This is a genomic window from Glaciimonas soli (assembly GCF_009497155.1).
Classification (GTDB): domain Bacteria; phylum Pseudomonadota; class Gammaproteobacteria; order Burkholderiales; family Burkholderiaceae_D; genus Glaciimonas; species Glaciimonas soli.
Genome location: NZ_WINI01000002.1, coordinates 20,259 through 47,090 on the forward strand (window position 1 = coordinate 20,259; position 26,832 = coordinate 47,090).

Below are 26,832 nucleotides of genomic sequence, written 5' to 3' on the forward strand. Positions count from 1 at the left end.
GACTAAATTTGTGGAGCGCTCTCAATGGAACGAATCGATACTGCTACAGTTGTTGGCCTTTGGGCCGGCATCGTTCTTCGTTCCTGAATTGTTCCCAGCGCGCGTGCGCTGTAACGACATTGTGCTGATCTGCAGCTGCGCTCAGCAATCAATCCAGCACCACGGATGGTGCTGGATTTTCAAACAAAGATTTAAAAACGATAGCGCAAACCGGTCGCCACCAGCATTTGTGATTTCTTATCGATACCAGCCGGTCCAATCACATTGATCGCGGCCTCCGTGGCATCACCTGCGGCACGCTGATACACCGTTGAAAGATGCAAGTCGGTATTCTTCGACAGTTGATAGCTCACGCCAAAATCAATCTGATGCCACTTAGGATGGGTACCGTCGGCGTACGACTGCGCGCCGGTTCCGGTGAAACCTGAACCGTTGGTGAATATATAACCTAAGCCTATGGAAAAAGCTGGCGTCATCTGATACTTGCCGTTAAGTTCATAGTTGTCCACGCGCAGACTCCGGTTGCCCTGATACGTTAGCTGCGTATCGGAATACATGAAATTGAGACGCAATGCACTAATCGTATAAGCCGTAGCGGCTGCAAATATACTCTGCCGATTGACAAAGCCTTCGTTATAAAAAATACTACTTGGCAGGCTATATTCATCTCCGACCGCGCCGTTCGGATTGTTAGTTGCAGACTGCCCGGAAGAAGGACTGTTCAATGTCAGGTAGCTCGTAGCGAAACCTAGCGGGCCATTGTCGTAACGCGCGCCGAGTGACCACGCTCGGTTATTGGCGAAGCCAGCGCCATTTGAACCGCCGGACTGATTACTGAAGGCATATAGGCCTCCGACCTGTAGTCCAGGGATAGGCGTAACCTGATACTTGACTGAGTTGTTGAGCCGATAAGTCTGGAATGTATCATCGACATCGCCAATATGCGCGCCATAGATACTGCCGAACTGCAACCACGATGTCATCGGTGCAACGTAGTCGAATGTGTAGTCATATTGGCGGCCCATCGTGAGTGTGCCGTCGTTCCTATCTGAGAGTCCGACGAAAGACTGCCTGCCGAACAAGCGGCCCCCCTGTGACAACGCACCGGTGTTGCCGCTAAAGCCGCTTTCCAAGGTAAAAATGGCGCTGCTGCCACCGCCAAGATCTTCCTTTCCGGTAAATCCCAAACGGTCGCCAGAGCCGAAGCTGGTCGCTGCGCCGATGAGGCGTGCCCCTTTCGTGGTCAAGCTGCTGGCACTCGAATTGACATAGGAAACGCCGTTGTCAATGATGCCGTACAGCGTCACTGAGCTTTGTGCATAGGCAAGAGGCGCGGCAAAGCCGCTCGTGATGAAAATCACAAGTACTGTTTTGTTCATGAAAAGTCTCCAGATATAGTTTTAATTTTTACTACGATGAACCAACATGCGTTACCCACGAGCAAGCGCTTGCGCAGCGTTTGCAAGACAAGTAGATAGACATTCATTTTTTTGCTGCAACTTTTATGCAAGTGTCAGCGGATGGATTAGCCTGCTTTTAGTGATGCCACCCGCTAATGCTTTGCCATCAGGCGGGGGAGCTCATCAGCAGCATTCAACGAAGCCATCACATCGTTCGTCGCGAAGACTTCCGCATCGAGATTTGGCCGATAGACACGGCTCAACCCAAAGGCAAGCAACGCGACAACGCAAACAGGGATGGCTGCGGCATGAAACAGTTGCAGCACCGGCAGATGCGCGCCGAGCAGCACGCCACCAATGATCGGGCCAGAGACCGAACCAATTTTGGCGATGCCGAGAGCGCTGCCGGTTCCTTTCGAACGAAAGGCAGTCGGGTAAATCATCGACGCTACGGCATTCAGCCCGGACTGCGTGCCAGCGACGCAAAAACCAACACCAAACACCGCGCACATCAAATTGAACACATTGAGACCCATGCCGAGCAAAGCGACCAGCGGAAAACCGACCAAGGGCAGCAACACGATCAGCAACACGCCGCGTTTGTCGACGAAACGCATCATCACCAGTCCCCCCATCGTACCGCCGACCGAGAACAGCGTCGTCAGCAACGCAGCCTGCTTAGGTAGCACGCCGACACCTTCGATCAGCACCGGCAGCCAGCTTTGCAGGAAGAACAGCGCCATCGAATTAGCAATGTAGGCGAGCCACAGCATTGGCGTGATCAAGCGTAGGTTCCCGGTGAACAACATCCGTGGCGAAAACTTCTGAATGACCGGTTCATCGCTGACAATGAATTGGGTATCCGGGCCGATCTCCGTGTCGGGGGAGAGTAAACGTACGGTCGCGATCACTTCGCTACGACCGCGTCCTTTGAGGACAAGATAACGCGCCGATTCCGGCATCACGAACCACAACACCACGCCGGCCATCAGCGGTGCCACGCCACCGACCAAAAACACGGCCTGCCAACCATACTGTGGCACCAGTGCGACCGATACTAGACCGCCAAGGCCTGCACCCAGCGTATAGCCCGTAAACATCAGCGTGACCCAGGTCGCACGCAGACGTTTCGGCGCAAACTCGGACACCAGCACAAATGCGTTCGGCACGGCGCCGCCCACGCCGATGCCCGCCGCAAAGCGCAGCCATAACAGCTGATCCAGACTGGTAGCCCAGATGGTAACTAGCGTTAGTGCGCCATACCACAGCACACCTAACATGATCGCGCGCTTGCGCCCGAGCCAGTCGCCGATATAGCCGAACAAAAACGACCCAGCCATGATCCCGAAGATACTGGCACCAAAAATTGGCCCGAGTGCAGAGCGCTCCACGTGCCATGCCTTGACCAGTGCGGGCGCGGCGAACGCCAGCGCACCCAGCTCATAGCCGTCGGTCAACATAATGATCCAGGTCGACAGGATCAACAAAACCGCAAAGAGACCGACCTTCTGTCTGTCGATCAACTGCGAGATATCAAGCGTTTGGTGCTGTGTCACGTCTCCTCCTGGCTGTCTTTGATGGCAATACACGGATTCTCTATCATCTGTCATAAAAGCCGGCGCACAGTGCCGGCTATGTCTGAACGATGCAGGTACGCGTCTTGCAGTGTCAGCTCTTCAGATGCGGCGGGTCAATGCGGTCTATGTTGTGATGCAGCCGCTCGCGCAGCATGCTGCGGTCGATCTCATGCACGTTGCCACCGTCAGCCAGATCAAGCACATGCGCTGCCGCCGCGCCCATCGCAATGCACGGCCCCATCACACGCACGCTTGACAGCGCTGTCGCATCCGCATCGATGCAACGTCCTGCAGCCACCAGGTTATCCGCACCTGCCGCCAACAAGCTCCCCAGTGGCACGGTGTGCAGGTGGTCGTCGCCGAATGGTTTCCACTCGTAACCTTCGGGCTTGTCATGCAACTCGATCGGCCATGAGGTACGCGCGATGGCGTCCGGGAATTGCTTGGCCGCGATGACGTCGGCGGAGCTCAGACTTTGCGTTCCGACGATCCAGCGCGTCTGACGAATGCCGGGCAAGCCATAACCACGGATACGCGCGTTGGCGTAAATCTCCGGGTACTCCCCTTTCAGGAACGCGAATGCGCTATCGGCCTGATTGCGGCCGACCAGTGCGCTATGCGATGCGGCGACCGGTTCCAGCGGCGTCTCCATATGCGTCATGTTGACGATTCCCACATTGCGTCCGCGGAAATAGAAAACCAGACCATCCTTGCGCTCAAGTCCATAGTGATTGGCGCGCTCACGCACGCGCTCGCGGAACTGATCAGGTGTCGGAATATACGTTTCGTCGAGGTTCTCCAGCACCACCATTTGCGTACCATGTATCGCCGTGCCCGGTTCCTGACAATCCAGTCCGGCGATCCAGGTCAATGCGGCGTCGCCGCTGGCGTCGACGAAACCATTCGCAGCAATACGCACATTGCCATAACGGGTCGCCACCCCCAATTCATGCAAGCGACGACCTTCCTTGGCGACATCCTGCAACACCGCTCCGAGTACCACAGTGATGCCGGCGTCGAGAATTTTTTGCTCGATCCAGCGGGCTAATGCAATTTCGTCATACAGTACGACTGTGGTCAGCGGACCTTCCTTGTAGTGCAGCGCACCCTGCTTGCCGAGATCGTTGAGAATGCCATCGGCGATGCCGTGCGTGACCTGGAAGCGCTTCGGACCGTTTGAGAAAAGACCGCAGAACGTACCGATGATCGAATTGACAGCCTGCCCCCCCAACGCCGGCAAACTATCAATTAGTACGACTTTGCGCCCTAGCGCGGCAGCTTCAAGCGCGGCCGACGTGCCGGCAATGCCGGCACCGACTATGCAGATATCGGCGTCGATTTTCCAGCCGGGGTTGGCAGCATCACGACGGACAATGCGAGTATCGTTTTTCAAGGGAATCTCCAGAAATGGTAAGGAATAGGCTAACAAGCCCCGATGTGCAACAGCTTTGCTGGCACGCTTTTTTACTTTTTTATGATCTCAACGATGCCTCGGTCTGCATCGACCTTGACCCAGTCTCCCGTCTCGATTAGCTCCAGTGGATTGCGATCAAAATCGGTCAATGCCGGGGCGTGCGTCACGACCGCACCCAGCGCTATCTTGGTGGTCATCTCGTTAAACAGCATGGCGGCCGGGGCAGCGCCCGCCAGCCGCGCGATATGGAACTGGCTGGACCAGCCCGATGAACCCTTAGCCCCCGGGAATACCAGCACCTTGCCGGCGAAACTCTGACCGCGCAACGCGTGACGCGTCTCGATGATGGTGCCGGTGCGCGGATCAATGCCACCCCAGCCGGAAATCCTGTCGGTGGTCACTAGCGCTTCGCCCTCGGCCACGCCGCCCACCACTTTTCGGCCGCGCAAGACAATGATGTTGGCGGGCGTTGCGTTGGTCGTTTCAATCAATGTGCTCATGCTAGAGCTCCTGTCCAGCGCCCCGTCACGGCGGCTTGAATACATTCGGCCGTCGTGCCGAACCACGCCTGCACGCCCATGATGGCGGGCAGGTAATGCGCTTGCTTGGCCGAATCAACGGCAGCCACGCGGGTCCCCTTGGGCATCACCCGTCCGACCGACGAACAGGTATCAGTCATCAAAAAACCGCCGGCGTCTTCGATGATCTTGGTGTAGCCAGCCTGGTCAGCCATCTGCTTGGTGGCTTTCGGCGTAAAAATCCACAATTGGGTATTGCCGCTGAGGCGCTGCCCTTCCAGCAACTGGCACACCTCCCAAATCTGTTCCATCGAGTAATGCGGACAGCCCAGCATCACGAAATCGACCTGGGTATCTTTCCCCGTCGTATTGACGCGTTCATACGCAAGCCGGCGTTCGGCCGCGCCATAACGAATCGTTTCGAGCGGACGCTGACCGCGAAACGCCGCTGCCAGCGTCGGCGCTTCGGGGGTCTGGCCAATCACGTGATACATCTCCACGCCGCCCGAAGATGCTGCTGCAGCGCCAAAATGCTTCAGCTTTGGCATGTTCGGCACGTGCTGCAAACCGTTAATCACAGGAATGCGGTCCTGTACGATTTCGCCAATGTAGTAACCGAGCAGGCCCCAATCTGCCACTGTGCGCACGTCGATATCAAGTTCAATCAAATGCGTGCCGCCGCGATTCTCTTCGAGGTGAAAGCCCCAGTAGGGAATTTTCCCAGTGAGCATGGCCGCACCTGCACTTTCACGCCCTTCGGCATTGGTGCGCGCGCCTAGCACCGAATTGATATAAATAACCGCTGACGATTCCATCCACGCGCAATGCTCGCCTTTGACCGGAACATTGCCAACCTGATACGGCGCGCAGGTATTCAACGGCTGGATGCCCAGCTTGCCTGTATACGCCTCGCCGGCACGATAGATTTTGACGACATCACTGTGCACGTTCTGACGTTCTGCGTGCTCTGGATCCAGACCCTGCTGCAAATGACTGCTGTAGACCTTGACCTTGGGAATCTCGATAACGTCTGCGCTATCGAGATTGAACTCTGAAAACACGGCATCGAAGCCACCGTGCTTAGCGCTGTAATCGCGCAGAAACGGCATCGTCGCACCGACTGTGCCACAGACATTATTGGTGTCGACCAGCGACTCAGCGCCTAAAGCTTCGCCGTAACGCACCAGCAGATCCATCGCACGCTGCACCGCAACGCCGCGATCACCTGCGTACATCGCTTGTTCTTCGTCCGTTAATTTCATTGCATTTCTCCTGTATTTTCTCGATGTCCCGATTTACCGTACAGCAGCACCGCCGCTATGCATCATTGACATCGCGATTGCCGCCGGATCGTCGGGCTCAGCATCTAGCGTGGTCGCGCGACGCAGTTCGCGATGCACCGACAGATCGTAGTGCCGACCGCGATGCAAAGTGCAGCGGTTGTCCCACATCACCAGATCGCCCGGTTGCCATGCATGTTGATAGACAAATTGCCGCTGGGTCGCGTGTTCCAGTAGATCCAGCAGCATAATGCGACCTTCGGCGACAGTGCGTCCGACGATATGCGTCGCATGCGCGCCGATAAACAAATGCTGGCGTCCAGACCCGGCATGGGTACGCACGAGCGGCCATTGCACCGGTGGCAAGGCATTGCGTTGCGCTTCGTCGTAGTCGGTATCGCCCAGCATGAAACGCGAATGCAGTGCGTAATGCTCGACCTCCAAGGTTGCACATTCAGCGCGCAGGCGGTCATCAAGCGTGTCGTACGCGGCACGCATATCAGCGAATTCTGTGGCACCGCCCCAGGGAGGCATCACGACTGCCGCCAGCATCGAATAACGCGCTGACGGCTTTTGGAACGAACTATCGCTATGCCACAACTGGTTCGCCAGATTGCCGATCACACGACGATGCGTACGATCCACGACCTTGCCACTTTCATCCAAATTCGAAATATCGGCAAGCTCGTGGTACTCAAGGCGCTTATGCGATTTGGTTGCGCGCTTGAAACCAAGATCGAGCGGCCCCAGAGCACGCGCAAACGCCATTTGCTGATGCTGATCAAGCGGCTGCTTGCGAAAGACCAGCACCGCGTAGTGGTTCATCGCAGCATTGATGGCCTCGACCTGTTCCGGCTGCAGCGGCACAGCCAGATCGATCCCACTGGCCAGCCCGACAAAGTCGCTGGAACACGCACCACCGGTATGCACGGGTTGTACTTTAAACTGCATGAATAAGCTCCTTGGATTTTGACTGTTCAACACCGTGCTCATCCTCATCCGCACGATTACCTTCTTCATTACGCCGGTACAGTTGGCCGAGCACAAACGACAACAGCGTCACACTCAACACCGGGATCGCGCCGAAATAAAACAACTCACGCACTGGCAGATGCCGCGCCAGCAACATGCCGCCGATGACCGGTCCGGCAATCGCGCCGATTTTCTGAATCCCGACCGCGGTGCCCACACCCTTGGCGCGCAATGCCGTCGGGTAGATCATTGCGGCCACCGCATTCAGGCCGAACTGTGCGCCGGTCACGCAAAAACCAGTCGCAAACACCGCTGCAATCAGCAGCACGTCAGGCATGCCGCTACCGAGCAGGGCGACGATCGGCGTGCCGATCAGCGGCAGCACCGTAATCACCGCCGCGCCGCGCCTGTCAATGAAGCGCATCAACGCCAATCCTCCGCTCATGCCACCCAGTGAAAATAGCGTCGAAATCAAGGCCGCGCGTCCGGACGCAATCCCCGTGGCTTCAATCAGGTAAGGCAACCAGCTAATTAAGAAAAACAGCGCCATTGAATTAGCGATGTAGACCAACCAGAGAATCGGTGTAAGCAAGCGCAAACGGCCGCTCAGCAGTGCACTGAACGAGGCACTGCTACGCTCGGCGCCAACCTCCTCCCCCACCACGAAACGACTGCCGGAATCGACTAGCGTACCCGGCAAGAGACGCGTTACCATGCGTGCTACCACATCGCGCTGGCGGCCTTTCAGCGCCAGAAAACGGATCGACTCCGGCACGGACAACGCGAACACCCCCCCCATAAGTAAGGGTGCAATGCCACCGATTACGAAGACGATTTCCCAACCAAACGAAGGAATCAGTCCTGCCGCGACAAAACCACCGAGTCCGGTGCCTATCGTGTAGCCGGTATACATCAGCGTGACCCAACTCGCGCGCCAGCGCTTCGGTGCGAACTCGGTAATGTAAGCAATCGCGTTCGGCACGACACCACCGATGCCCACACCGGCACAAAATCGGAGTATCAGCATCTGCTCAAGATTGGTCGACCAGACTGTTGCCAGCGTAAAGCAGCCGAGAGTTAGCGTACCAATCAGCATGGCCCATTTGCGCCCGCGCAGATCGCCTGCGTAGCCAAGCACAAGCGCGCCCACCATAGTGCCGAACACGAAAGCGCCAAATACCGGGCCCAGTGCACCACGCCCCAAATGCCACGCGCGGCCTACTGCCGGTGCGGCGAACGCTAGCGCACCGAGATCGTAGCCTTCAGTCATCATCATCAGACCGAGTACCACGATCAGCTTGATGGCAAAACGCCCGATGTGCTGCCGTTCGATGATATCGCCAACGTCGATCACGTCATGGCTTTGCAGCGCAGACATGGCGCTCACTTCGTTTGGGTTGCACATGGGTCGCCGGCCAGCACCGCGCCACTCGGCATCGACGAGACGTTGCGCCGGTAAATTTTCAGCCAGCCAGTATCATTGACGGGCGCAGGCCGTACCCATTGGGCACGACGCCGTTCCAACTCTGCCGGTTCGACATCAAGGTCGCAGACATGGCGATCCAGATCGATGGTAATCAGGTCGCCATCTTCGACCAGCGCCAGCGGCCCACCCAACGCCGCTTCCGGCGCGACTTCCGCGACTACCAGCCCTTTGCACACCAACCCTGACAAATGGCCATCGGTCAGCATCGCAACGTGCTCCGACATGCCCGCACCGTCAATCGCGAATACCACGCGCGAGGCCCCGCCCCCCATCGCTGGGCCGCCGCACACGCCAGCGCCACGCATGACCACCACCACGCCGGGCTGAATCACTTTATCGTTGAGCGCTTGGATCGCCGCATCCGAAGTTTCATAGCACAGTGCCGGGCCAGTAAATTTACGCTGCTTGGTGGCGTCGATGCCGAACTTGACGATGCCCGCTTCCGGCGCGAGATTGCCGCGCAACAGCACAATTGCCGGCTGGTTCGCAAATGGCCGCTCAATCGGACGGATCACATCGTCGTCGGTAATCGTGACACCTTCCAGATTTTTGGCGACAGTGGCACCGGTCACCGTCAGCGCATTCGTATCCAGCCAGCGTTCGAGGCGCTTCATCACGCCCCGCCCACCACCCGCTTGTTCCAGTTGTTCGATGCTGTGCTGCCCCACTGGTCGCACGCCGGTAAGAACCGGGATTTGATCGGCATAACGTTCGAACAGAGCATAGATATCGACGTCAATGCCGCCTTCCGTCGCCACGGCCTGCATATGTTTGACGCTGTTGATCGAACCGCCGATGGACAGAATAGTCATCACTGCGTTAGCAAACGCGCCAGGAGTAAGGATGTCGCGCGGCTTCAGATCTTCTTCAATCATCTGCACAATGCGTGCTCCTGCTGCGCGCACGAAGCTGAACATGCGCTCGCTGTTGGCTGCAATCGGCGTGCTACCCGGCAAGGACATGCCCAGCGCCTCGCTGACCATATGCATCGAATTGGCCGTACCGAGCCCCGAACAGACGCCAGGGCCACGAATCGCATTACGGCTCATGCCGATCAACTCATCAACCGGTAGGTTGCCCGTGACCACGTGCATCGCACCGACAAAAACGTCTTCAATATCAACGTGCTTGCCCTGGTATTCGCCGCTGGGCTGATAGCCGCAGGCGACAATCAGGCTCGGAATGTTCAACCGCGCCGCAGCCATCAACTGGCCGGGAACAGTTTTGTCGCATGATGCCAGACACACCATGCCGTCGAGCATCGCGCCTTCGACTGCGACTTCGATGTCGTTGGTGACCAGATCGCGTGCGGCCAGCATGTACGCGCCGCGTTTGCCCGCACCGGTGATGAAATCACTGGGTGCCGCCGTGCGGATTTCGAAAGGCAGTGCACCCGCTGCACGAATAGCCTTTTTGAGTTCCGCCGCAATACCGTCAAGATGACTGAAGCAACTTGCCAGCTCCGAAGACGAATTGACGATGGCGATCTTCGGTTTTTCCAAATCCTCCTCGGCAATGCCCAAGCTGCGCCACTGTGCTGCACGTACCGCCCATGGATACGAGCCGCGCGGAAAATTGCTGCGCAATACGCGCTTCGAACCACTCTTTGCTTCGGTATTTGCCATCTTGTCTCACTCCTTTTTTTAATTACGTCAATAGTAAGAATTGGATTAAAATCCGTCAATCATTCTGATCAAATAAGGATAATCAAAATTATGGATATTGGTGAGATCGATCTAAATTTCCTCAAGGCTTTCGATGCCATGATGCGCAAACGGCACGTCACGCAAGCGGGTGCGGCCATTGGCTTGAGCCAACCGGCCATGAGTTATGCGCTATCGAAGATGCGGGAGCTGTTTCAGGACCCCTTGTTTGTCCGCACAGCGCGCGGCATGGAGCCTACTCCTCGGGCGCTGGAGTTGAGCGCCCCCGTGGCGCGCGTACTAGAGTTGGTGCACAGCGAAATTCTGCTGGCCCGAAAATTCATGCCGCGCGCGTCATCCCGCACCTTTGTGCTGTGCATGTCAGATATCGGCGAGATAGTTTTTTTGCCGCGCCTGCTCAAACGACTCGACGCCGAAGCACCCCACATCAAGATCAGGACCGTCGCGCTTGATACCGCCCAGCTCGAAGAAGGGCTGAGCTCCGGCGACGTCGATCTGGCGGTTGGCTATTTTCCAACACTGACCGGGGCAGTCATGCGGCAGAAAGCGCTTTATCGGCATTCCTTCGTCTGCATCGTGCGCAAAGACCATCCGCTCATTGGCGACACGCTCTCGTTGGAACAATATCTCGCCGCCTCGCATGTCAGAGTGCAAGCAGAAGGCCGCACGCAAGACATCATGGAACGGGCGCAGGAGCGGCTAGGGATTGAAGTCAACGTCAGATTCAACCTACCCAGATTTATTGGCGTTCCCTTCATCATTGCTGATTCCGATATGATCGCTACGGTGCCATTAGCGGTCGGGCGGCGTTTTGCCGAGTTCACCAACATCAAGCTGCTACCGCTGCCCTATCCCGTCCCTCCTTACGACCTGCACATGCATTGGCATGCGCGCTTCGAACACGAGCCCGCCAGCCGGTGGATAAGATCCGAGATGATCGAAGTGATCAAGCCGGTGGTTTCTGCCATCGCGGGAGCAAGCCTGTGTCAGGCGCATGTTTGATGTGGAAAAGACATCGCCCAAGGCTTTGGGCAAGGTCGCCGACTGGCTCATCCTATCGATGCTCAAGGCCCATCGCCAGCCGGTCTCACTGATGATTGCAGCCTTGTTTCCTATAATCTATCGAGAACTAGCGAAGGCCGATGACGTATCGGCGGATGCGTGCTGCACTTGGCAGGTGCCAGGTGTTTATCTCGAAGAAAGTCGTACAACGTTTGACGAAGCAGTAATGTTTGGTCGTCACCGCTAACAGAAGGCGTCGGTATGGATCCTATCTGGGCGCAATCAGCCCAGCGCCAGAGAGCCTCATCAAGCGGGACTTCCAGGCTGCCGCCCCGAATGAGAAATGGCTTACCGACATCACGGAGTTCGAGATCCCGGCTGGGAAGGTGTATCTATCGGCCATGATCGATTGCTTCGATGGCTTGGTTATCAGTTGGTTCATCGGCACGCGTCCAGATGCCGATCTGGTGAACACGATATTGGATGCAGCCATCGAGACGGTAGCCACAGGCCCTTGGTCTGCTTGGTCAACAGCAGCGAAACGTAGTTGAACCGGTCAACGACTACCGGCGCGGGTGGTCAACATTACCGGAATATGCAGCCCGTCGAGCATCCCGGCTAACCGGTCGCTTCAGACTGATTACGGTCACTAGGTGTAAGAACCTGCATTTGAAAACGCACCGACCTGCAATCAGCACACTTTTGAACCAGAATTAAATGCTTCCAGAATAGACATAAAACCAGAGATAACTGCAAATGAACCAGCACTCAGCCGTGACGACCTGCATTTAATTGGCGTGAACCAACAATATTTGCAATCATAAAATGCCAATAACTCGTTGGAATCAATATTTTTTGGAACAAGTTTTATGCACCGAGTCTCGGGATTTTTCAGCTTCTGGCATCGCGAACAAAACGAACAGTTTTTTTATTACGTCCAGAAAACCCACGTTTGTTGTACCTTTCGCTAGAGCCGATTTCATTTGCAGATAATGCCGGTTTGCTTGCTTTGCCAGTTGCAACTATTGTCGGTTCAAATTCGCGCTGATTGCAGGTCGGTGCGTTTTCAAATGCAGGTTCTTACAGTTATGGTTGCGAATGTTCCGAGACTTCTGAAATCCGATCCGCACGCGGCATGGCCTTGATACTTTTCCATTGGGGCAGATCGTACTGACTCGCTGCGTAGCGATAATAGAGTGCCATCCCATAGCCGAACACCCCACCAGTCATGACCGCGAGACTCGCGGCAAACTCAAAAGGAGCACCGATAGGTGACCACAGCAAATACCAAGTGAATGCACCCCATGCAACGCTAAACCATGCCGCATAAAACAGACAATTGAATTGAACACTGGCCAGATGTGGTGGCGGAACCGAAATTCCAGCACACCACAGCAAACGATGCAGCGGCGGTGCATAGCGAAAAGAGCGCATATCAGTGCTGGCCAATCGCTCTAAGGCGATGTTGATGTTTGGTGGATAAGTCATTTGCAATGTCATAAAAATTGTGTTCTGCAACAACTTATCCTAAAGATTAGATTGCCCCAAGTCCATTACTTTGCGCGGATTTCACAATCGTTTTCAAAATTCGATGCCAACAAAAAATATTGTGTTCGGACTAGTACACAATCGGTACATTCTGGCGCTCTCAGCGATCTTGCTAGTACGTAGTCGATCGCCAATAAGTGCAATATCAAGCCACTATCAGATGCGTCGATTCCGGTAACGCGGCAACATGCAGCCCATGACTGCTGACTACGCCGAATTGCTGCGCTTAATTCTGATTCGATTCGACACCATAGTCGAGATCAATCTCGACACCCTGCAGTTCACACACATTATTAAGCATTGGGATCTCATACCGCTTGGTAATAAAAACTTACAATCCATACAATATTGCATCACCTGCAAAATAATTTGAATGGCAACATACTCCTCACCCAATCAATGAAAAGGTATCAGCGTGAAAAAGCTCATTAGCTTGTTAGCAATCGGCATTGTTCTGAGCACTGCATTATCGGGATGTATCGTCGTACCAGTTGGTGGCGGTTACCATCATCACGATGATTACAATAGTCGCTAATATAAAAATTTATTAAAGGTGGTAAACATGAAACGTATTATCTGCACAGTTGCACTCATCGCTATTAGTGCCAGCACTTTGGTATCAACACAGGCCATGGCGCAAGTCGCTGTCAATGTCACGATTGGACAAGCACCACCGCCACCAAGATATGAATCCACTCCTCCGCCACGATCTGGTTACCAGTGGATTCCTGGCTTTTGGAATTGGCAGAATGGCCGGCATGTATGGGCTGGAGGACATTGGGAGCAGGCACGCCCGGGTTTTGTATATGCCCAGCCCGAATGGCATCAAGGTCCCCACGGTTGGGCACTGCAATCGGGCGGATGGCATGAAGACAACCAACGGCACGACGAACATCATGAACCCGATCACCGAGATGGTGACCGACATGACAATGGCAAATACGAGAATCATTGATTCTTGGCGGGTCGCAGGCCGTTAAGCGACCCGCATGTACGCTTATCGAGCATGTTTTCGAAGTTAATCGTACTTAATGCCCCGTAAAAAATAACCATCTCTTGCAGTGTGCCCTTTTTTTTATATATTCATCGATCTGATTCAGAAGGCATTCTCTCGGAAGATGTCGGAAGCAAAATTTGCAGAATTGAGCAAGAAGAAGCGCCGTGACGTATGGATTTTCGTTTATTCGAGACCAAAAACCAAGAAAAAATGGAAACGCCTATATCGATATTAACAATCTTGATTATTTCGATTCCCGAGAAACATTTGTTTAACTCACTGCAAGTTTGCCATATCCAAATTCTTGCCGTGGCAAGCACAAAAGTTGCGCCGGAACGTGTCGAACAACTCGCGAAGCATGGGTAGCTGTGTAGTGGTGTGACTACCTTTAGTTGGTCTTCCGTCCAGTTTTTCAATTACGGCATTTCCTTGGAAGACCAAATCGTCTTGTTGCGCTGACTGGTTGAACCCACCGCCGCCTTCCTAAGAAACTCCCACATGCCCTAACGGATTTTGCGGTTGTAAGGCAAAACAAAATTGTGCCGCCCGTCGGTGTAACTGTTTAATCACGCGGTCTCTGTATTGTTGTTCATATACATTAGCCCCGGGATCTCGATAGTCCATGCCGTACCGCATCGCGTTGTAAAACAGGACTGCGATCTTACGTGCTGTCGCAGTAACTGCCTTGGCGTGGCTTTGTTGCACAAATCGCAGCTTAGCCTGACGAATTTTACTGAGATGCGTAAACTGTACGAAACCATCTGCACTGTCAGTGGCGATGGTGCTTATGACACCAAAGGCTGTCACACTGCGATTGCGGCACGTGGCGCTGCAGCGGTCATCCCTACGCGTAAGAATGCGCAGTATTGGAAAGAAAATGCGGCGGGTGCCAAAGCAAGAAATGAAACCTTACGCGCCACACGCTATCTAGACAGAACGCTGTGGAAAAAGTGGAGTGGCTACCACCTCCGTAGCTTGGTTGAAACCAAAATGCGTTGTTTCAAATTGTTGGGCGAACGCGCGATGGCTAGAGAATTTGAACGTCAGGTAGCTAAGCTGCAAGTGCGCCTAGCTATCCTTAATCGCTTCACGCGATTAGGGACACCTGACACCATCCGTGTGATCTGAGTTTGTGGGGTATGGCGTCATTGCGCTCTGAAATTTATTTGTGCAACAAAGCCGCTGCCAGCAGCGGCTTGGGAAATGTCGCAATGGTTTTCCAGTATTCCGGCCGGATGTCGGTCAGCGTATCGATCGGCCCCAACCGTACCATCTCCTTGATATCGGCACCGGCGGCAAAAATCTTTTCTCCACCGGTGATGACCACCGTCCGCACCGCATCATCGTCAGCGGCATCACGTAACTTTAGTTGCTGCGCGAGCATAAAGACAAACGCACTACTGAGATTTATATCAAGGCCCGGTGGCGCGAAGCTGCGGCGCCGAATGCCGTTCAGATAGGAGCTTGATTCAGGTCAGAAACTGGCAAATAAAAGATTGCTCTGCCCGTGCCAAACGTCGAAAAATCAGTTGAAACGAGGTAAATATATTTGCTACGCTCATCTAGAATAGCGTGTGTTCATGCGGTTTACTTCAACGATCCCGACAAGAATTTTTGCAAGCGAGGACTTTGCGGATTGGTCAGCACGATTTTCGGGTTGCCCTGCTCTTCGATTTTTCCTTGATGTACAAATATCACTTGATTGGCGACGTTGCGTGCAAATTCCATTTCGTGGGTGACGACCATCATAGTGCGCCCTTCCTTCGCCAGATCCTGCATCACGCGCAATACTTCAGTCACCAGCTCAGGATCCAGTGCAGAAGTCGGCTCGTCGAACAGCATGATGTCGGGTTCCATCGCCAGTGCGCGGGCGATAGCAACCCGCTGCTGCTGACCGCCTGACAAATGCGACGGGTAATAATCCTCACGTCCAGCCACACCCACCTTGTCCAAATAATGACGGGCGCGCTCCATCGCTTCCTTACTGCTAACGCCCAATACATGCATCGGCGCTTCCATGATATTTTCCAGAACGGTCATGTGCGACCATAAATTAAAGTGCTGAAACACCATCGCCAGCTTGGAACGCACCTGTTGCAACTGCTTAGGGTCGGCACAATCGAGATCGCCATGCTTTTGGCGCACCAGCTTGAGTTCGCTCCCATTGACGATGATTCGGCCCTGGGTCGGCTTTTCGAGCAAGTTAATACAGCGCAGGAAAGTGCTCTTGCCGGAGCCGGAGGCACCGATAATGCTGATCACATCGCCCTTGTCGGCGGCCACCGAGATGCCTTTCAAGACTTCGCTACTACCGTAGCTTTTATGCAGATTTTCAACAATCAATTGAGTCATAGCGCTTCCTTATCCATTCACACTTTCATACTTCACCTGATGTCGCCGAGGACCGTACCCGGCGCATCGGACATATCGTTCTGTTACCACGACCATGCCTAGCTTCAGGCACCCAGCAAATCGCCGCTGCGGATAGCCACCGCGCCAGCTACTTTCGCCAGTTCCATGCCGCGCGTGGCGTAGCGTAGATTCCTGTGCGTGTACATCACACCGTCGACCGGGCTGACGATCCTCTGGACTGCGCCGCTGATCGGATTGATTATTTCGCACACCACATCGCCCTGCTTGACCCGATCTCCTGGTTTTCCAAAAAACACCAACACGCCAGCTTCCGGCGCATAAATCGTTGCTGAGCCGGGGGTCGGTGTGGGTTTGCATTTTGCCGATGGCAATGATGGAGCCTCTTGCAAGATCGCTCCCTGCGAACACAAAAAATGATAGATCGCGTGCGCATCCTTCAATGCATATTGATGCGACACATCGGTTTCACCGCGCAGTTCGATGGTGGTGGCAAAGCAGGATGGCGGGATAGGAAATTGGTGCCCCAGTTGCTTTTGCAGATACAACCACGGCTTAAATAGCATCTCGTCGAAACAGGCACCGCCCAACACGTCGGCAACCAGAATGACCTCGGCCTCCATGTAACGGCCCAGTTTTTCTGCCTGCTCCTGATAATCCGCAGCCGTGTAGATATGCAGGACGCTTTCAAAGTCGCAATGCAAATCGATCACGATTTCGGCATCGTGCGCCAGACGCATCAAAGCCACACGCATGGCTTCCAGCGGCGTGTTCATTTTTTCGGCATCCAGCAGTTGCGCCATGGCGGCACGAATCACGCGCTGGTTGTGTGCGGCGTCATTGGTCAGCGTCGACCTCACCAACGGCAACAATCGCTCGGCCAGATCGGGATAGTGTCGATTGAAATTGGCGCCGGTGGCAAAATCGAAGCGCCCCAGCTGGTCATGCATGAAAGTCTGTGACAAACCGATAGGATTTGCTATCGGCACCACAACGATTTCTGCACGCAATTTGCCTTCAGCTTCGGCCTGCTCCAGCATAGCTCGCAAATGATGCAATACCAGAACGCCCGGTACTTCGTCGGCGTGCAGCCCAGCCTGTAAATAAATCTTGCGCCCCCCAGCAGTTCCGTAATGAAAACTGCTCAACGTATATTGACAATTGATGCTACCGGCTGGCAGCGGATGATGATTGATACGCACTATCTGACCTCCTGAGGGCGTTGATACGCTAGATAATGCCATTCCAACAAACGGAAGCCGCGCACCATCACATAAGTAACAATCATGTAGACGAGCGCCGCCATCATGAAGGCTTGGAACGGCAAGTAATAAGTTGAATAAATTTTGCTAGCGGCGCCGGTCAAATCCATCAAGGTGATAGTGCTGACCAATGAAGTGCTGTGCAACATCATGATCACTTCATTGGAGTAGGCAGGCAAACTGGTCCGCAGCGCGGCTGGCAGGATAATGCGCCGGATGATCGTGAAGCGGCTCATGCCATAGGCATAGGCCGCCTCGATTTCACCGTATGGCAAGCCACGGATGGCGCCTGCAAAAATTTCGGTTGTGTAACCGACGGTATTAATGATCAGAGCGGCCATCGCACAAAACATCGGGTTCGACAACGCCACCCATGCGAAACTCTCGCGCACTACGCTGAATTGCGACAATCCGTAGTAGATCAGGTACATCTGCAGCAACAGCGGCGTGCCGCGAATCACGTAGGTAAAAAACCAGACCGCGCGCTTAATCGCAACGATGCGCGAATTGCGGGCTACCGCCATCGGCACCGAGATAAGAAAGCCAATAAAAATGCAACCGGCAAGTAGCTTCAAAGTGGTCCACAGACCGCCCAGATACAAGAAAAATGTGTCTGCGGTAAGAATGTCCTGAAAATTCATACGTGGCTCCCCAAGCGTACCCCTACGGAATATTTGCGCTCGACCCGGCGCAGCAAAAATAATGAGACCGACGTGATCATCAAATACAAGGCACCTGCAAACAAAAGCCAGGTGAAAGGCTCGCGCGAACCGGCGCCAGCTTCCTTGGCGCGATACATCACATCCTGCAGGCCGATCACGGAAACAAGAGCAGTGGTCTTCGCCAGTACCAACCAGTTGTTGGTAAATCCGGGTAAGGCGAAGCGCACCATCTGTGGCAGCAATATTCGGGTATTGACCTTGAACTCCGACATGCCGAAGGCGCGCCCTGCTTCCACTTGGCCGCGTGGTACGGCTTGCAGTGCACCACGGAATGTTTCCATGAAATAGGCACCGTAAATGAAGCCCAGGGTTATCACGCCGGCCGTGAACTGATTGAGTTCGACCACGGTCTCGACCTGCATCCATTCAAGCAGATTATTCAAGGCGATCTGGCCGCCAAAAAACAACATCAGCATCAACAGCAAATCCGGTATGCCACGAATTACACTGGCATAGATGCGCGTCATGGCGCGCAACAACGGCTTATCCGATAACGCCATCAGCGCACACAGCAAACCGATCAGCGATGCAACTATCAGGGACAGGATGGCGATCTCAAGCGTGGTCGCCAAGCCTCCCAAAATATGTCCAGCATATCCATTGAACATGGTAATGACTCACTCAACAATATCAAAACAACAGGCGTCCGATGCCCATCGCACCGTGCTGCGTGCAGCATTAAGCAGATAGCGGATGCGCATCGAACGTTCAACCCAACAACAGTGCGATTACTTGCCGTAGATATCGAAGTCGAAATACTTGTCAGCGATTTTCTGATAAGTGCCATTGGCGCGGATCGCCTTGATGGCGAGATTCAGCTGATCCCTCAACTGGGTGTCCTGTTTGCGTAGAGCACCGCCTACGCCGGCTCCGAACACTTGTGGATCGACCAGATCTTTGTCTAGCATCTGATAATCCTTGCCCGTCGGTTTGTTGAGGAGGCCGGAACGAACTTCGACGATATCGGCGACCAGTGCATCCAGGCGACCCGATGTCAAATCCAGATAAGAATCCTGCGTGGTGTCATAGCCAATCACGGTTGCACCGGCGCTGCCGTATATCTTGTTGGCGTAGGTTTCCTGAGTCGAGCCTTTGATGACGCCAATCTTCTTGCCCTTCAGCGACGCCACCGAACCATCGATGCCGCTGCCGCGCTTGATCACGATGCGGGCTGGCGTTTTATAGTAGTGGTCAGTGAAAGCGACGGCTTTTTTACGCTCATCGGTGATCGACATCGATGACAGGATCACGTCGTATTTTTTCGCCATCAGTGATGGGATGATCCCGTCCCAGGCAGAAGGCACGAAAACGCAATGCATTTTCATTTCTGCGCAAAGGGCATTCGCCAGATCGACCTCAAAGCCGATCAGCTTGCCATCTGGCGCCTTGTATTCGAACGGTTCATAGGTCGGATCCATGCCGACCCGCAATTCCTTCATGTCGGCGGCGTGGGCCGATGCGGCAAACGACAGGCCGATAATGGCTATAAGATGCTTGAATTTCATGATGTCTCCTCGATATTTTGGATTATTGGATTACTAAAACTACATACTGCAAACGCAGCCGGACATGCTGATTTTTTTGTTATGCATGAACAGCCGGGGTAGAACCTGACGCAAATACGATGACGTGTGATCCTGGCGTTACCTCGCCTTAACCTCTCTCCCTTTTTTCAATGAAGATTTGACAGCTGTCATCTCGCTGGTGCCGGCTCTGAATTTAGCTTGGGCAGCGGGTTTGCCTTGTCTGGCGCGAGAGACTTCTTGCTGGTCTTGAGGATACAGCCACGGCAGCGCGATTTCGGTGACTTGCGAGGCAGCATCCACTGAATGATTCGCGCGATGCACGACGGCATCGCATACAGCCTGGATCAGCGCCAGCGCGGCGGCATCGGAGGTCGGCGACAACTGGCGTTCGGTTTGCGCGTACAACGTGACGTCGGCCAGCGGAACCAGTGGTGATGTCGGCGCGTCGGTGAACGCCAGCAAGCCCGCGCCATGTTCCTTCGCTGTCGCCGCCAGCGTGATCGTATCGGCGACATAACGCGGAAAGGCCAGTGCAATCACCAAGTCGCGTTTGTCGACTTTAAAAAATTGCCGCCCGGTCTGGGACGGACCACCCGGTGAGGCGACCGACATCACGGTGCGGCAAAACGGCTCCAGAGAGTGCGCCATCAGACCTGCCAGATAGGCACTGGCGCCAAAACCAAGGATCAAGACACGCTCGGCACCGAGAATCATATTCACCGCCTGCTCGCACTGCGCCGACGCCAGCGTGCGTTGGGTAGCTTGCAGATTCTCGATATCTGCAGCAAGAGCAGCGGCCATGATTGCCACACTGCTGGAGGGACGTAGAACCTGATCACGGAGTTTTTCGACTGGCGCCAACGATGAAGAAAAATCCAGCACCAGTGCAGCCCGAAACGCCGAATAGCCGTCAAACCCGAGTGCATGTGCGAAACGGGTTGCGGTTGGCAGTGAGACCCCAACGGCATTGGCCATTTCGTCGATGGTCATGGTCGCAGCGCGAAAAGCATTGGCCAGTACATAATCGGCAGTCTTCCGATGCGCTTTCGATAAGTCTGAATAAGCTTTGCCAATGCGTCTGACGACGACGCTATTGCGCTGCCACGCAGTTATTGCGGAGTGCTCCATCGTTTGTCTCCTGATCTAATCTAATAATTTTTTAATCTATGTAATTATGTAAATATATTTACATTTCAAATCAATGTAAAGAGAATTTATTTACTTTTTGTAGTCTTTTGTAACCCGCTGCTACCAGACCGCCTATGAGCGCGGGGCCAAATTAGAAGTGGTGCCGACTGCACGTCATCGCATTTTTTACAACAATGGATTGAAAGGACAAGGACAGGGATTGGTGAAGGCCATCTTGAAGTAAGTGATCAATTGCTTGCAGAGTTAATTTCTGCAGCAGATTTATTGCAAAAAAATATGGCAGCGATATCAAGGTTAAGTTTCTTTGTAGGTACCCGCAAAGAAAATAGATGTCGATAAACGTTAAAATAACTAGAAAGACAAAAACCCGCATCAGCACTGGGCTTGATGCGGGTTATTGGACGTCTTTGGAGCCTAATATACAAATCTTGGCGGAGAAAGGGGAATACAACAGTTATTCCATTGAATTCCAAGACACTAAATATATTCATATATTTCAAATACATAGCAGCATCAACATTCCACCAATGTCTTTACAAAGACACCATATTCCACTATTATTTTGATAGTCATTTTGTAAGTTGGAGAATAATGATGCGAACAATTAATCGCTTAAGCGCTCAAGCAGTAGCACGTAATATCAAGCCCGGTTTATACAGCGATGGGGGCGGCCTTTATTTGCAAATAACACAAGCTGGTGTTAAGTCATGGCTCTTTCGATACATGCGCAACGGCAAGGCCAGAGGTATGGGAATCGGGCCATTACACACTGTAAGTTTAGCTGATGCCCGCTCAAAATCACTCCGCTGCCGTCAACAATTACTTGATGGAATCGATCCTCTTGACGAAAAAGAAACGCGTCGAGCAGCACAAAAAATTGTCGCTGCCAAAGCATTTTCATTTGACGATTGCGCCGCCTCTTATATTGAGACGCACCGTACAGGATGGAAAAATGTCAAACACGCAGCTCAATGGGAAAGCACCCTCGATACATATGCAAGCCCAATATTTGGCGATCTTCCGGTAGCAACTATTGATACTGCATTAGTGATGAAGGCCTTAGAGCCAATCTGGTCAATAAAAAATGAAACAGCAACACGGGTACGTGGTCGTATTGAGTCAATTCTTGATTGGGCTGGGGTACGAGGCTATCGAACAGGAGAAAACCCCGCGCGATGGAAAGGACATCTTGATCACCTCCTACCAAAGCCGTCAAAAGTACAAAAAGTGATCCATCATCCAGCCCTTCCTTACGAGCAATTGCCAGCCTTTATTAAGCGCTTACGCGATCAAGGAGGACTTGCACCGCTTGCCCTCGAATTTCTCATCCTAACAGCCACCCGCACCAGTGAAGTGACCAACGCGCGATGGGACGAATTCGATATCACAAATAAAGTTTGGCTAATTCCGGCCTCCCGCATGAAGGCAGAACGTGATCACCGCATTCCTTTGTCGAGCGAAGCAATTCAGATTCTTGAATTCTTACAAGAAAGCGCCGAAAGTATTTACGTTTTCCCCGGACAACGTGATGCTAAGCCAATGTCCAATATGGTTTTTTTACAGCTTCTGAAACGTATGGAGCGCACTGATATCACTGTACATGGCTTCCGTAGCACATTCCGTGATTGGGTCGGTGAAACAACAAACTATCCTCGAGAAGTAGCGGAGGCAGCTTTGGCACATACAATAAAAGACAAAACTGAAGCTGCATACGCACGAGGTGACTTGTTCGTCAAACGATCACAAATGATGCAAGCTTGGACGAACTATGTGGGTTCACATAATCGCTAGAAATTTGAAGTCACTCCCATCAAGTCTTGCTCAGAATGCAATCCACAACCTCTACGATCATAGCCACCTTTAGAAAGCGAACTGTCAACGTAGAGTTAAGGGGCGCTGCGTGATAATAATAGCGTCCCTTGCAACACCGGGTTAGATCACTGCCACGTGATGTAGCCCGCCGACAGTGCCTTGAACCTCGCATCCAAAACTGCCTTGCCCGTGTTTGGAATATTAGCCAGCAAAAAGTCAATGCATTCAAGAAGTCGTTGATTGACTACTCCTGTCTTCAAAACGGTAAGTGCTAATGAAGCTTGTTGTCGGCAAATCTCCCGGTCGAGCTGACTCTGAATTTCATACGACGCGAGGGATGCAAGCGCCGTCGGCGCAAACTGATCCCCCAATAGCGCAAGAATTCGATCATAGTATGAGCGTCCGCGAGGCGATACTCCGCTGCAATAGGAGATACCTCTTCCAATACGACATATAAGTATTGTCTTGATAAGCTTCGGTGCAAAGTTAGGCAAAATATCTGGCTGGGTATTGATATAAGAAGAAATGTCGTCAATCACCGGAGCTTCATGGTGAAAATTATCCCAGCCATTGGGCTTCTCGAGAAGATGATCAACCAGCCCATCGACAATTATGGCTCGCTCAGAATTGGATCGAAAAGCGTTGCCGCCGACAGATTGAAAGAACTGCTCACCGAGGACATATTTGTCCTGAAAAAGATTCGTGTTGTAGCCCTCAAGAGTTAAGCCAAGGCGATATTTAGCTTCGTCGATACTAGCTTTCCAGACCGCCACAGAGAGCAGGGCAATATTTTTTCTGACTTGAGGGTCTGTGTCAGCAGCAACGTCAAAATCGGGTAACTGTCAGATCAAGTCGCGATTACTACAGATGAGACGCTAAGGCACCTATCTTTGACTCAATACTCGTTTTGTTGGCATTATCAAGAGGCTGCGTATAAGTTTTCAGGTTCTGGATGAAAGCCTGAACCTGCAACGCGGCCGCAGTTGGCTTGTCATTTAAAACATCTTGAATGCATGTCATCAGCCATCCGAGGAGCTCATAGGCATTTATTGTGTAGCTTGTCGGGTGAGAAATGCCAACATCGTTTCTCATGTCGAGAATGTGCTTTAGCTTCATGTGCGTTGTATCGCCAATTAGCTCTAACTTTCGGCAGGTATCCAAGAGAACTGAATCTTTTAAAGATCGCAAGTCATCCTCAGTTTGATAAAACTCTCTAGCCTTGCCGCCTACCGCCGCGTCATAAAAGATCTCAAGCCCGTACGCAATTGCTTTCTTGTGCAGATCCAATACGACCTCATTCCAGATCGCATTCAACGAATAGTCAAAAAGACCAAAGCCAGCGCCAACAACAAATTTTGAAAGATATCTCGCGCCTTGCTTGACGTCAGCGGGCAAGGATGAAATAAGGTTTGGAAGGTTGGTGCCAATGATTGCGCGTTGATCTTGTGGAGCGATGATGTTGTCGTGAGGTAGGCCAATATTCTTCAGAAAATCCACGACCAACTGCGCTTGAGGATCGATTAGCTCCATCGGAGGCTTTGAAATTAGTGCACTCATGTTGCCTTTCTGATTTGGTTGGTACGGAAAATTTATTGTCGTTCACGTTATCGATGCCATTGCTAACTGATTCATACTCGATTTTATAAGCTACCACTTCTGATTCGTCAACAATTAGTGAGCTACTAGATGATTGATTTTTGCATATCGTGATATTACCTACATACCTGTTATCCATGTCGCCAACATAAAGCTATAATAATGAATACAAGGCACATCACTATGGACACTAAAGAAAAGCTAACTTTCAGAATTGATAGCTACACGCCAGACACCATTCCTATGGCTCGTCTAGCGGAGTACTTATCCCTCCTCGCTACGCTCTATGGTAGCGAGGAGTCCGTGCATTTTGAAAGCGTCACAAAAGGCAGTGCCAAGCTCAATGTTTCCGTTGATGAACCTGCCGTAACAAAAGTGATGTGGCGCATACAAAGTGTGAATAGCGCCTCTGCAATACTGGAAGCACAAAAAGCCTATCAAGGAATTGATGACCTATTAAGGGCAGACAATGCGGTAGGAGCCATTAGCACCGGAAAAAAAGGCGGGAAACTCTTAGATTTCCCAGGTAGGAAATTGGTGATCCAGGAAGCCGTCACTATCATCCAACCAACAACAGTTGATGGCGTAATTATTAAGATTGGCGGAAAAGATGCAACCATCCCTGTTCATCTTAGAGATCAGGAAGGCAAGGTAATTCGTTGCGAAATTCGCGGCGAGGCTTACGCTAAGGAGTTGTCGCGCCACTATTTAGGTAATCCCCTTAGAGCACACGGTTCGGGAAAATGGCTACGCCATGCCGACGGCACCTGGGAAATTCAGTTGCTGACTATTCAATCATATGAAGAACTAGACACCACACCACTCGATGAAATCCTGACTGATTTTAAAAATGTGGCTGACAATGGCTGGGGAAATTTGGAGTTCCCAATAGCGGAATGGAGAAAGCTACGAGGGCTTGAATGATCGTTTTTGATGCAAATATACTTATAACACTCGCCACCGAAAATGAATCAAGTGAACTTTACGAGCGCCTCTTAGGGCTAATTCAAGATTTGGTAAAATCGAAAACAACGATCGGCATCCCCGCCCCATCTTGGGCAGAAGTTTTATGTGGAACAGATATTGCTACCAATGGCATCATTTCAATGATGAAAAAGCGCAGTGCTATTCGAATATTGCCATTTGATGAAGTATCAGCTCTTGAGGCAGCCCTCATACATCGTGGGGCAATGAATTCAGGTAGTAAAAAAGGGGCATCGAAAAAACAATGGCAACAAATCAAAGTTGATCGCCAAATCTTAGCCATCGCTCGCCAACATCAGGTAAAAGTACTTTATACAGGCGATGAAAATATGATTGCTGAGGCCGCTAGATTAGGCATTGAGGCAATAAGGCCAAGTGAAATCCCACTGAAAATAAAGCAAATCAGCATTGACTTTGACAAAGAAGAAAATGCTTCTGTACAACCGGCTACTGCAGCAACCTTACCGACTGCTACCACAGAGCAAGTGCCAAAAACGACCGAACAACCGGTGCAATTACCTACGCCTCCAGCGTCTGAGTGATAAAAGTCATCCCATTTTTACTGGTTGACTTTCCCCTCCTATAGCCGTCAGTTGAAATACCAACAAACCATCCTCAATTACTTCAATAATAAAAGCGCTATGGGCGCATTTTACCCCTGCATTACTTCGTTTCATCGAAACACTAACAATTTCGAGGGGACGTGTTCATTCTATTTAGTATCATTAAATTTCTCATCACATAATTAATACAAAATCAATGAAGAATGCAGAAACTATAGAAATCTACAGATTAGCTATTCCTCTAAATGGATTAGATATAAAAGCATATCGTGGGTATAAAAAATGGAGTAATCGACGATGGGCTTGGGAATTCTTACGCCGCAATATTAGCTTCCAAAAAATATGCCATGAGATATTAAAAATAGAAAGTGACGAGAAAAAAACAAACGCAATGAAAGTAGCTGCTCGAAAATATGGATTAAAGATATTTAAACATTGTGGCGACCATTATGGAACACAAAAAGAGGGAAATCGCCCTATATTTAATGGTATATCTTATTGGTATAAAGTAGATGATGGAGAAATTAGAAAACAGCGTATTAGCTTTCATAAAGGACAGGTTGTAATTCGCTTTGATGTATCCCCTGCATTAATAGATAAAAAAGCATTGAATTTACAATTATTGCGCGCAAAAGAATTATTACAAAATCGGATAAGTGAAATGAATGGAATAACCCCTCAGCGCAAACAAATTAATATCATTCCTGACGAATATTTGAAATTTTTACGGATGTTAGATGCAGATTACAATTCTGACGAAAGTCAAACAACAATTTATGTGATGTTAAACCCCAAAGACGAATCCGCAATAAGTAATGATAAAGATGCTCAAAGAGAAAAATTTAAAACTCTAAATGCAAGAGTAGAGAATCTAACAACCCATGGATACATGACTATTGCCTTGACTGCAAAAAAACAATAGAAGTAGCTATAAAACAAGGGGGATGAAAGCATTATACTTTCATCCCCCCGGTGTCGTAATCGCTTAGT

25 protein-coding genes and 2 pseudogenes are annotated in these 26,832 nt (G+C 51.9%); 9 read left to right on the forward strand and 18 right to left on the reverse strand.

Translation table 11 applies throughout. From position 1 onward, the window contains the following. Window positions 1–191: 191 nt before the first annotated feature. From GEV47_RS05895 to ilvD, 8 genes are all read right to left on the reverse strand, one after another. Window positions 192–1,379, reverse strand: coding sequence for a porin (locus tag GEV47_RS05895; protein ID WP_153233827.1), 1,188 nt, complete (start codon window positions 1,377–1,379; stop codon window positions 192–194). 173 nt (window positions 1,380–1,552) lie between these two features. After that, window positions 1,553–2,956, reverse strand: a complete 1,404-nt coding sequence (locus GEV47_RS05900) for an MFS transporter (protein ID WP_322741567.1) — start codon at window positions 2,954–2,956, stop codon at window positions 1,553–1,555. A gap of 112 nt (window positions 2,957–3,068) precedes the next feature. Beyond that, window positions 3,069–4,370, reverse strand: coding sequence for an FAD-dependent oxidoreductase (locus GEV47_RS05905; RefSeq protein ID WP_153233829.1), 1,302 nt, complete (start codon window positions 4,368–4,370; stop codon window positions 3,069–3,071). A gap of 71 nt (window positions 4,371–4,441) precedes the next feature. Beyond that, window positions 4,442–4,891: an aconitase X swivel domain-containing protein gene (locus tag GEV47_RS05910; protein WP_153233830.1), complete on the reverse strand. Its 450-nt coding sequence runs from the start codon at window positions 4,889–4,891 to the stop codon at window positions 4,442–4,444. Continuing rightward, entirely contained in the window at window positions 4,888–6,171 is a 1,284-nt protein-coding gene (locus GEV47_RS05915) for an aconitase X (protein ID WP_153233831.1), read from the reverse strand. The genes GEV47_RS05910 and GEV47_RS05915 overlap by 4 nt, the downstream gene beginning before the upstream one ends. A gap of 33 nt (window positions 6,172–6,204) precedes the next feature. Then, entirely contained in the window at window positions 6,205–7,140 is a 936-nt protein-coding gene (locus GEV47_RS05920) for a TauD/TfdA dioxygenase family protein (RefSeq protein WP_153233832.1), read from the reverse strand. Continuing rightward, window positions 7,130–8,539 (reverse strand): MFS transporter, encoded by a 1,410-nt coding sequence (locus tag GEV47_RS05925; RefSeq protein WP_153233862.1) that lies wholly within the window; start codon window positions 8,537–8,539, stop codon window positions 7,130–7,132. The genes GEV47_RS05920 and GEV47_RS05925 overlap by 11 nt, the downstream gene beginning before the upstream one ends. A gap of 5 nt (window positions 8,540–8,544) precedes the next feature. Further along, complete coding sequence (gene ilvD / locus GEV47_RS05930) at window positions 8,545–10,272, reverse strand: dihydroxy-acid dehydratase (protein WP_153233833.1); 1,728 nt, start codon at window positions 10,270–10,272, stop codon at window positions 8,545–8,547. A gap of 90 nt (window positions 10,273–10,362) precedes the next feature. Here ilvD and GEV47_RS05935 point away from each other — a divergent pair, with 90 nt between their 5' ends. The 3 genes and pseudogenes from GEV47_RS05935 to GEV47_RS05940 form a co-directional block, all read left to right on the forward strand. After that, window positions 10,363–11,313, forward strand: coding sequence for a LysR family transcriptional regulator (locus GEV47_RS05935; RefSeq protein WP_153233834.1), 951 nt, complete (start codon window positions 10,363–10,365; stop codon window positions 11,311–11,313). Further along, on the forward strand, window positions 11,306–11,560 hold the full coding sequence (locus tag GEV47_RS19350; protein ID WP_194270602.1) for a hypothetical protein: 255 nt from the start codon (window positions 11,306–11,308) through the stop codon (window positions 11,558–11,560). The genes GEV47_RS05935 and GEV47_RS19350 overlap by 8 nt, the downstream gene beginning before the upstream one ends. Beyond that, window positions 11,460–11,819 (forward strand): annotated as a pseudogene (locus tag GEV47_RS05940) (transposase); the annotation flags it as partial. The gene GEV47_RS19350 and the pseudogene GEV47_RS05940, both read left to right, overlap by 101 nt. Before the next feature lie 580 nt (window positions 11,820–12,399). Here the strand turns inward: GEV47_RS05940 and GEV47_RS05945 are convergent. Beyond that, window positions 12,400–12,801, reverse strand: a complete 402-nt coding sequence (locus GEV47_RS05945) for a DUF6404 family protein (protein WP_153233835.1) — start codon at window positions 12,799–12,801, stop codon at window positions 12,400–12,402. Window positions 12,802–13,423: 622 nt separating this feature from the next. Between GEV47_RS05945 and GEV47_RS05950 the strand changes: the two genes are divergently transcribed. After that, complete coding sequence (locus GEV47_RS05950) at window positions 13,424–13,816, forward strand: YXWGXW repeat-containing protein (protein ID WP_153233836.1); 393 nt, start codon at window positions 13,424–13,426, stop codon at window positions 13,814–13,816. A gap of 795 nt (window positions 13,817–14,611) precedes the next feature. Next, window positions 14,612–14,986: pseudogene (locus GEV47_RS05960) on the forward strand (transposase); the annotation flags it as partial. A 34-nt stretch (window positions 14,987–15,020) separates the two neighbouring features. On the opposite strand, the gene GEV47_RS05965 reads toward GEV47_RS05960, so the two are convergent. The 7 genes from GEV47_RS05965 to GEV47_RS05995 form a co-directional block, all read right to left on the reverse strand. Next, a complete protein-coding gene (locus GEV47_RS05965) occupies window positions 15,021–15,242 on the reverse strand; it encodes an enoyl-CoA hydratase-related protein (protein ID WP_153233837.1) in 222 nt (73 codons plus the stop codon). A 203-nt stretch (window positions 15,243–15,445) separates the two neighbouring features. Next, window positions 15,446–16,210 carry an ABC transporter ATP-binding protein gene (locus GEV47_RS05970; protein WP_153233838.1) on the reverse strand — a complete coding sequence of 255 codons (765 nt, stop codon included), beginning with the start codon at window positions 16,208–16,210 and terminating at the stop codon, window positions 15,446–15,448. 104 nt (window positions 16,211–16,314) lie between these two features. After that, a complete protein-coding gene (locus tag GEV47_RS05975; RefSeq protein ID WP_194270595.1) occupies window positions 16,315–17,430 on the reverse strand; it encodes a succinylglutamate desuccinylase/aspartoacylase family protein in 1,116 nt (371 codons plus the stop codon). Further along, window positions 17,430–18,131, reverse strand: a complete 702-nt coding sequence (locus GEV47_RS05980; protein ID WP_153233840.1) for an ABC transporter permease — start codon at window positions 18,129–18,131, stop codon at window positions 17,430–17,432. The genes GEV47_RS05975 and GEV47_RS05980 overlap by 1 nt, the downstream gene beginning before the upstream one ends. Next, window positions 18,128–18,820, reverse strand: coding sequence for an ABC transporter permease (locus GEV47_RS05985; protein WP_153233841.1), 693 nt, complete (start codon window positions 18,818–18,820; stop codon window positions 18,128–18,130). Before GEV47_RS05985 ends, GEV47_RS05980 begins: the two co-directional genes overlap by 4 nt. Before the next feature lie 120 nt (window positions 18,821–18,940). Next, window positions 18,941–19,717 carry an ABC transporter substrate-binding protein gene (locus GEV47_RS05990; RefSeq protein ID WP_153233842.1) on the reverse strand — a complete coding sequence of 259 codons (777 nt, stop codon included), beginning with the start codon at window positions 19,715–19,717 and terminating at the stop codon, window positions 18,941–18,943. A gap of 138 nt (window positions 19,718–19,855) precedes the next feature. Further along, window positions 19,856–20,866, reverse strand: coding sequence for a MurR/RpiR family transcriptional regulator (locus GEV47_RS05995; RefSeq protein WP_153233843.1), 1,011 nt, complete (start codon window positions 20,864–20,866; stop codon window positions 19,856–19,858). Between the two features lie 612 nt (window positions 20,867–21,478). Here GEV47_RS05995 and GEV47_RS06000 point away from each other — a divergent pair. Beyond that, window positions 21,479–22,678, forward strand: a complete 1,200-nt coding sequence (locus GEV47_RS06000) for a tyrosine-type recombinase/integrase (RefSeq protein WP_322741568.1) — start codon at window positions 21,479–21,481, stop codon at window positions 22,676–22,678. A 146-nt stretch (window positions 22,679–22,824) separates the two neighbouring features. Here the strand turns inward: GEV47_RS06000 and GEV47_RS19490 are convergent, their stop codons facing one another. Together GEV47_RS19490 and GEV47_RS19495 are read right to left on the reverse strand one after the other, a co-directional pair. Next, the gene (locus GEV47_RS19490; protein ID WP_228124596.1) at window positions 22,825–23,472 is read right to left on the reverse strand and encodes a hypothetical protein; all 648 of its coding nucleotides are present in this window, start codon (window positions 23,470–23,472) and stop codon (window positions 22,825–22,827) included. Between the two features lie 88 nt (window positions 23,473–23,560). After that, entirely contained in the window at window positions 23,561–24,256 is a 696-nt protein-coding gene (locus GEV47_RS19495) for a hypothetical protein (protein ID WP_228124597.1), read from the reverse strand. Window positions 24,257–24,478: 222 nt separating this feature from the next. Between GEV47_RS19495 and GEV47_RS06010 the strand changes: the two genes are divergently transcribed. The 3 genes from GEV47_RS06010 to GEV47_RS06020 all read left to right on the forward strand — a co-directional run bounded on the left by GEV47_RS06010 (window position 24,479) and on the right by GEV47_RS06020 (window position 26,764). Continuing rightward, window positions 24,479–25,219: a hypothetical protein gene (locus GEV47_RS06010; RefSeq protein ID WP_153233844.1), complete on the forward strand. Its 741-nt coding sequence runs from the start codon at window positions 24,479–24,481 to the stop codon at window positions 25,217–25,219. Beyond that, entirely contained in the window at window positions 25,216–25,821 is a 606-nt protein-coding gene (locus GEV47_RS06015; protein WP_153233845.1) for a type II toxin-antitoxin system VapC family toxin, read from the forward strand. Before GEV47_RS06010 ends, GEV47_RS06015 begins: the two co-directional genes overlap by 4 nt. Window positions 25,822–26,038: 217 nt before the next feature. After that, window positions 26,039–26,764, forward strand: a complete 726-nt coding sequence (locus GEV47_RS06020; RefSeq protein ID WP_153233846.1) for a transcriptional regulator domain-containing protein — start codon at window positions 26,039–26,041, stop codon at window positions 26,762–26,764. The last annotated feature ends 68 nt before the right edge of the window (window positions 26,765–26,832 follow it).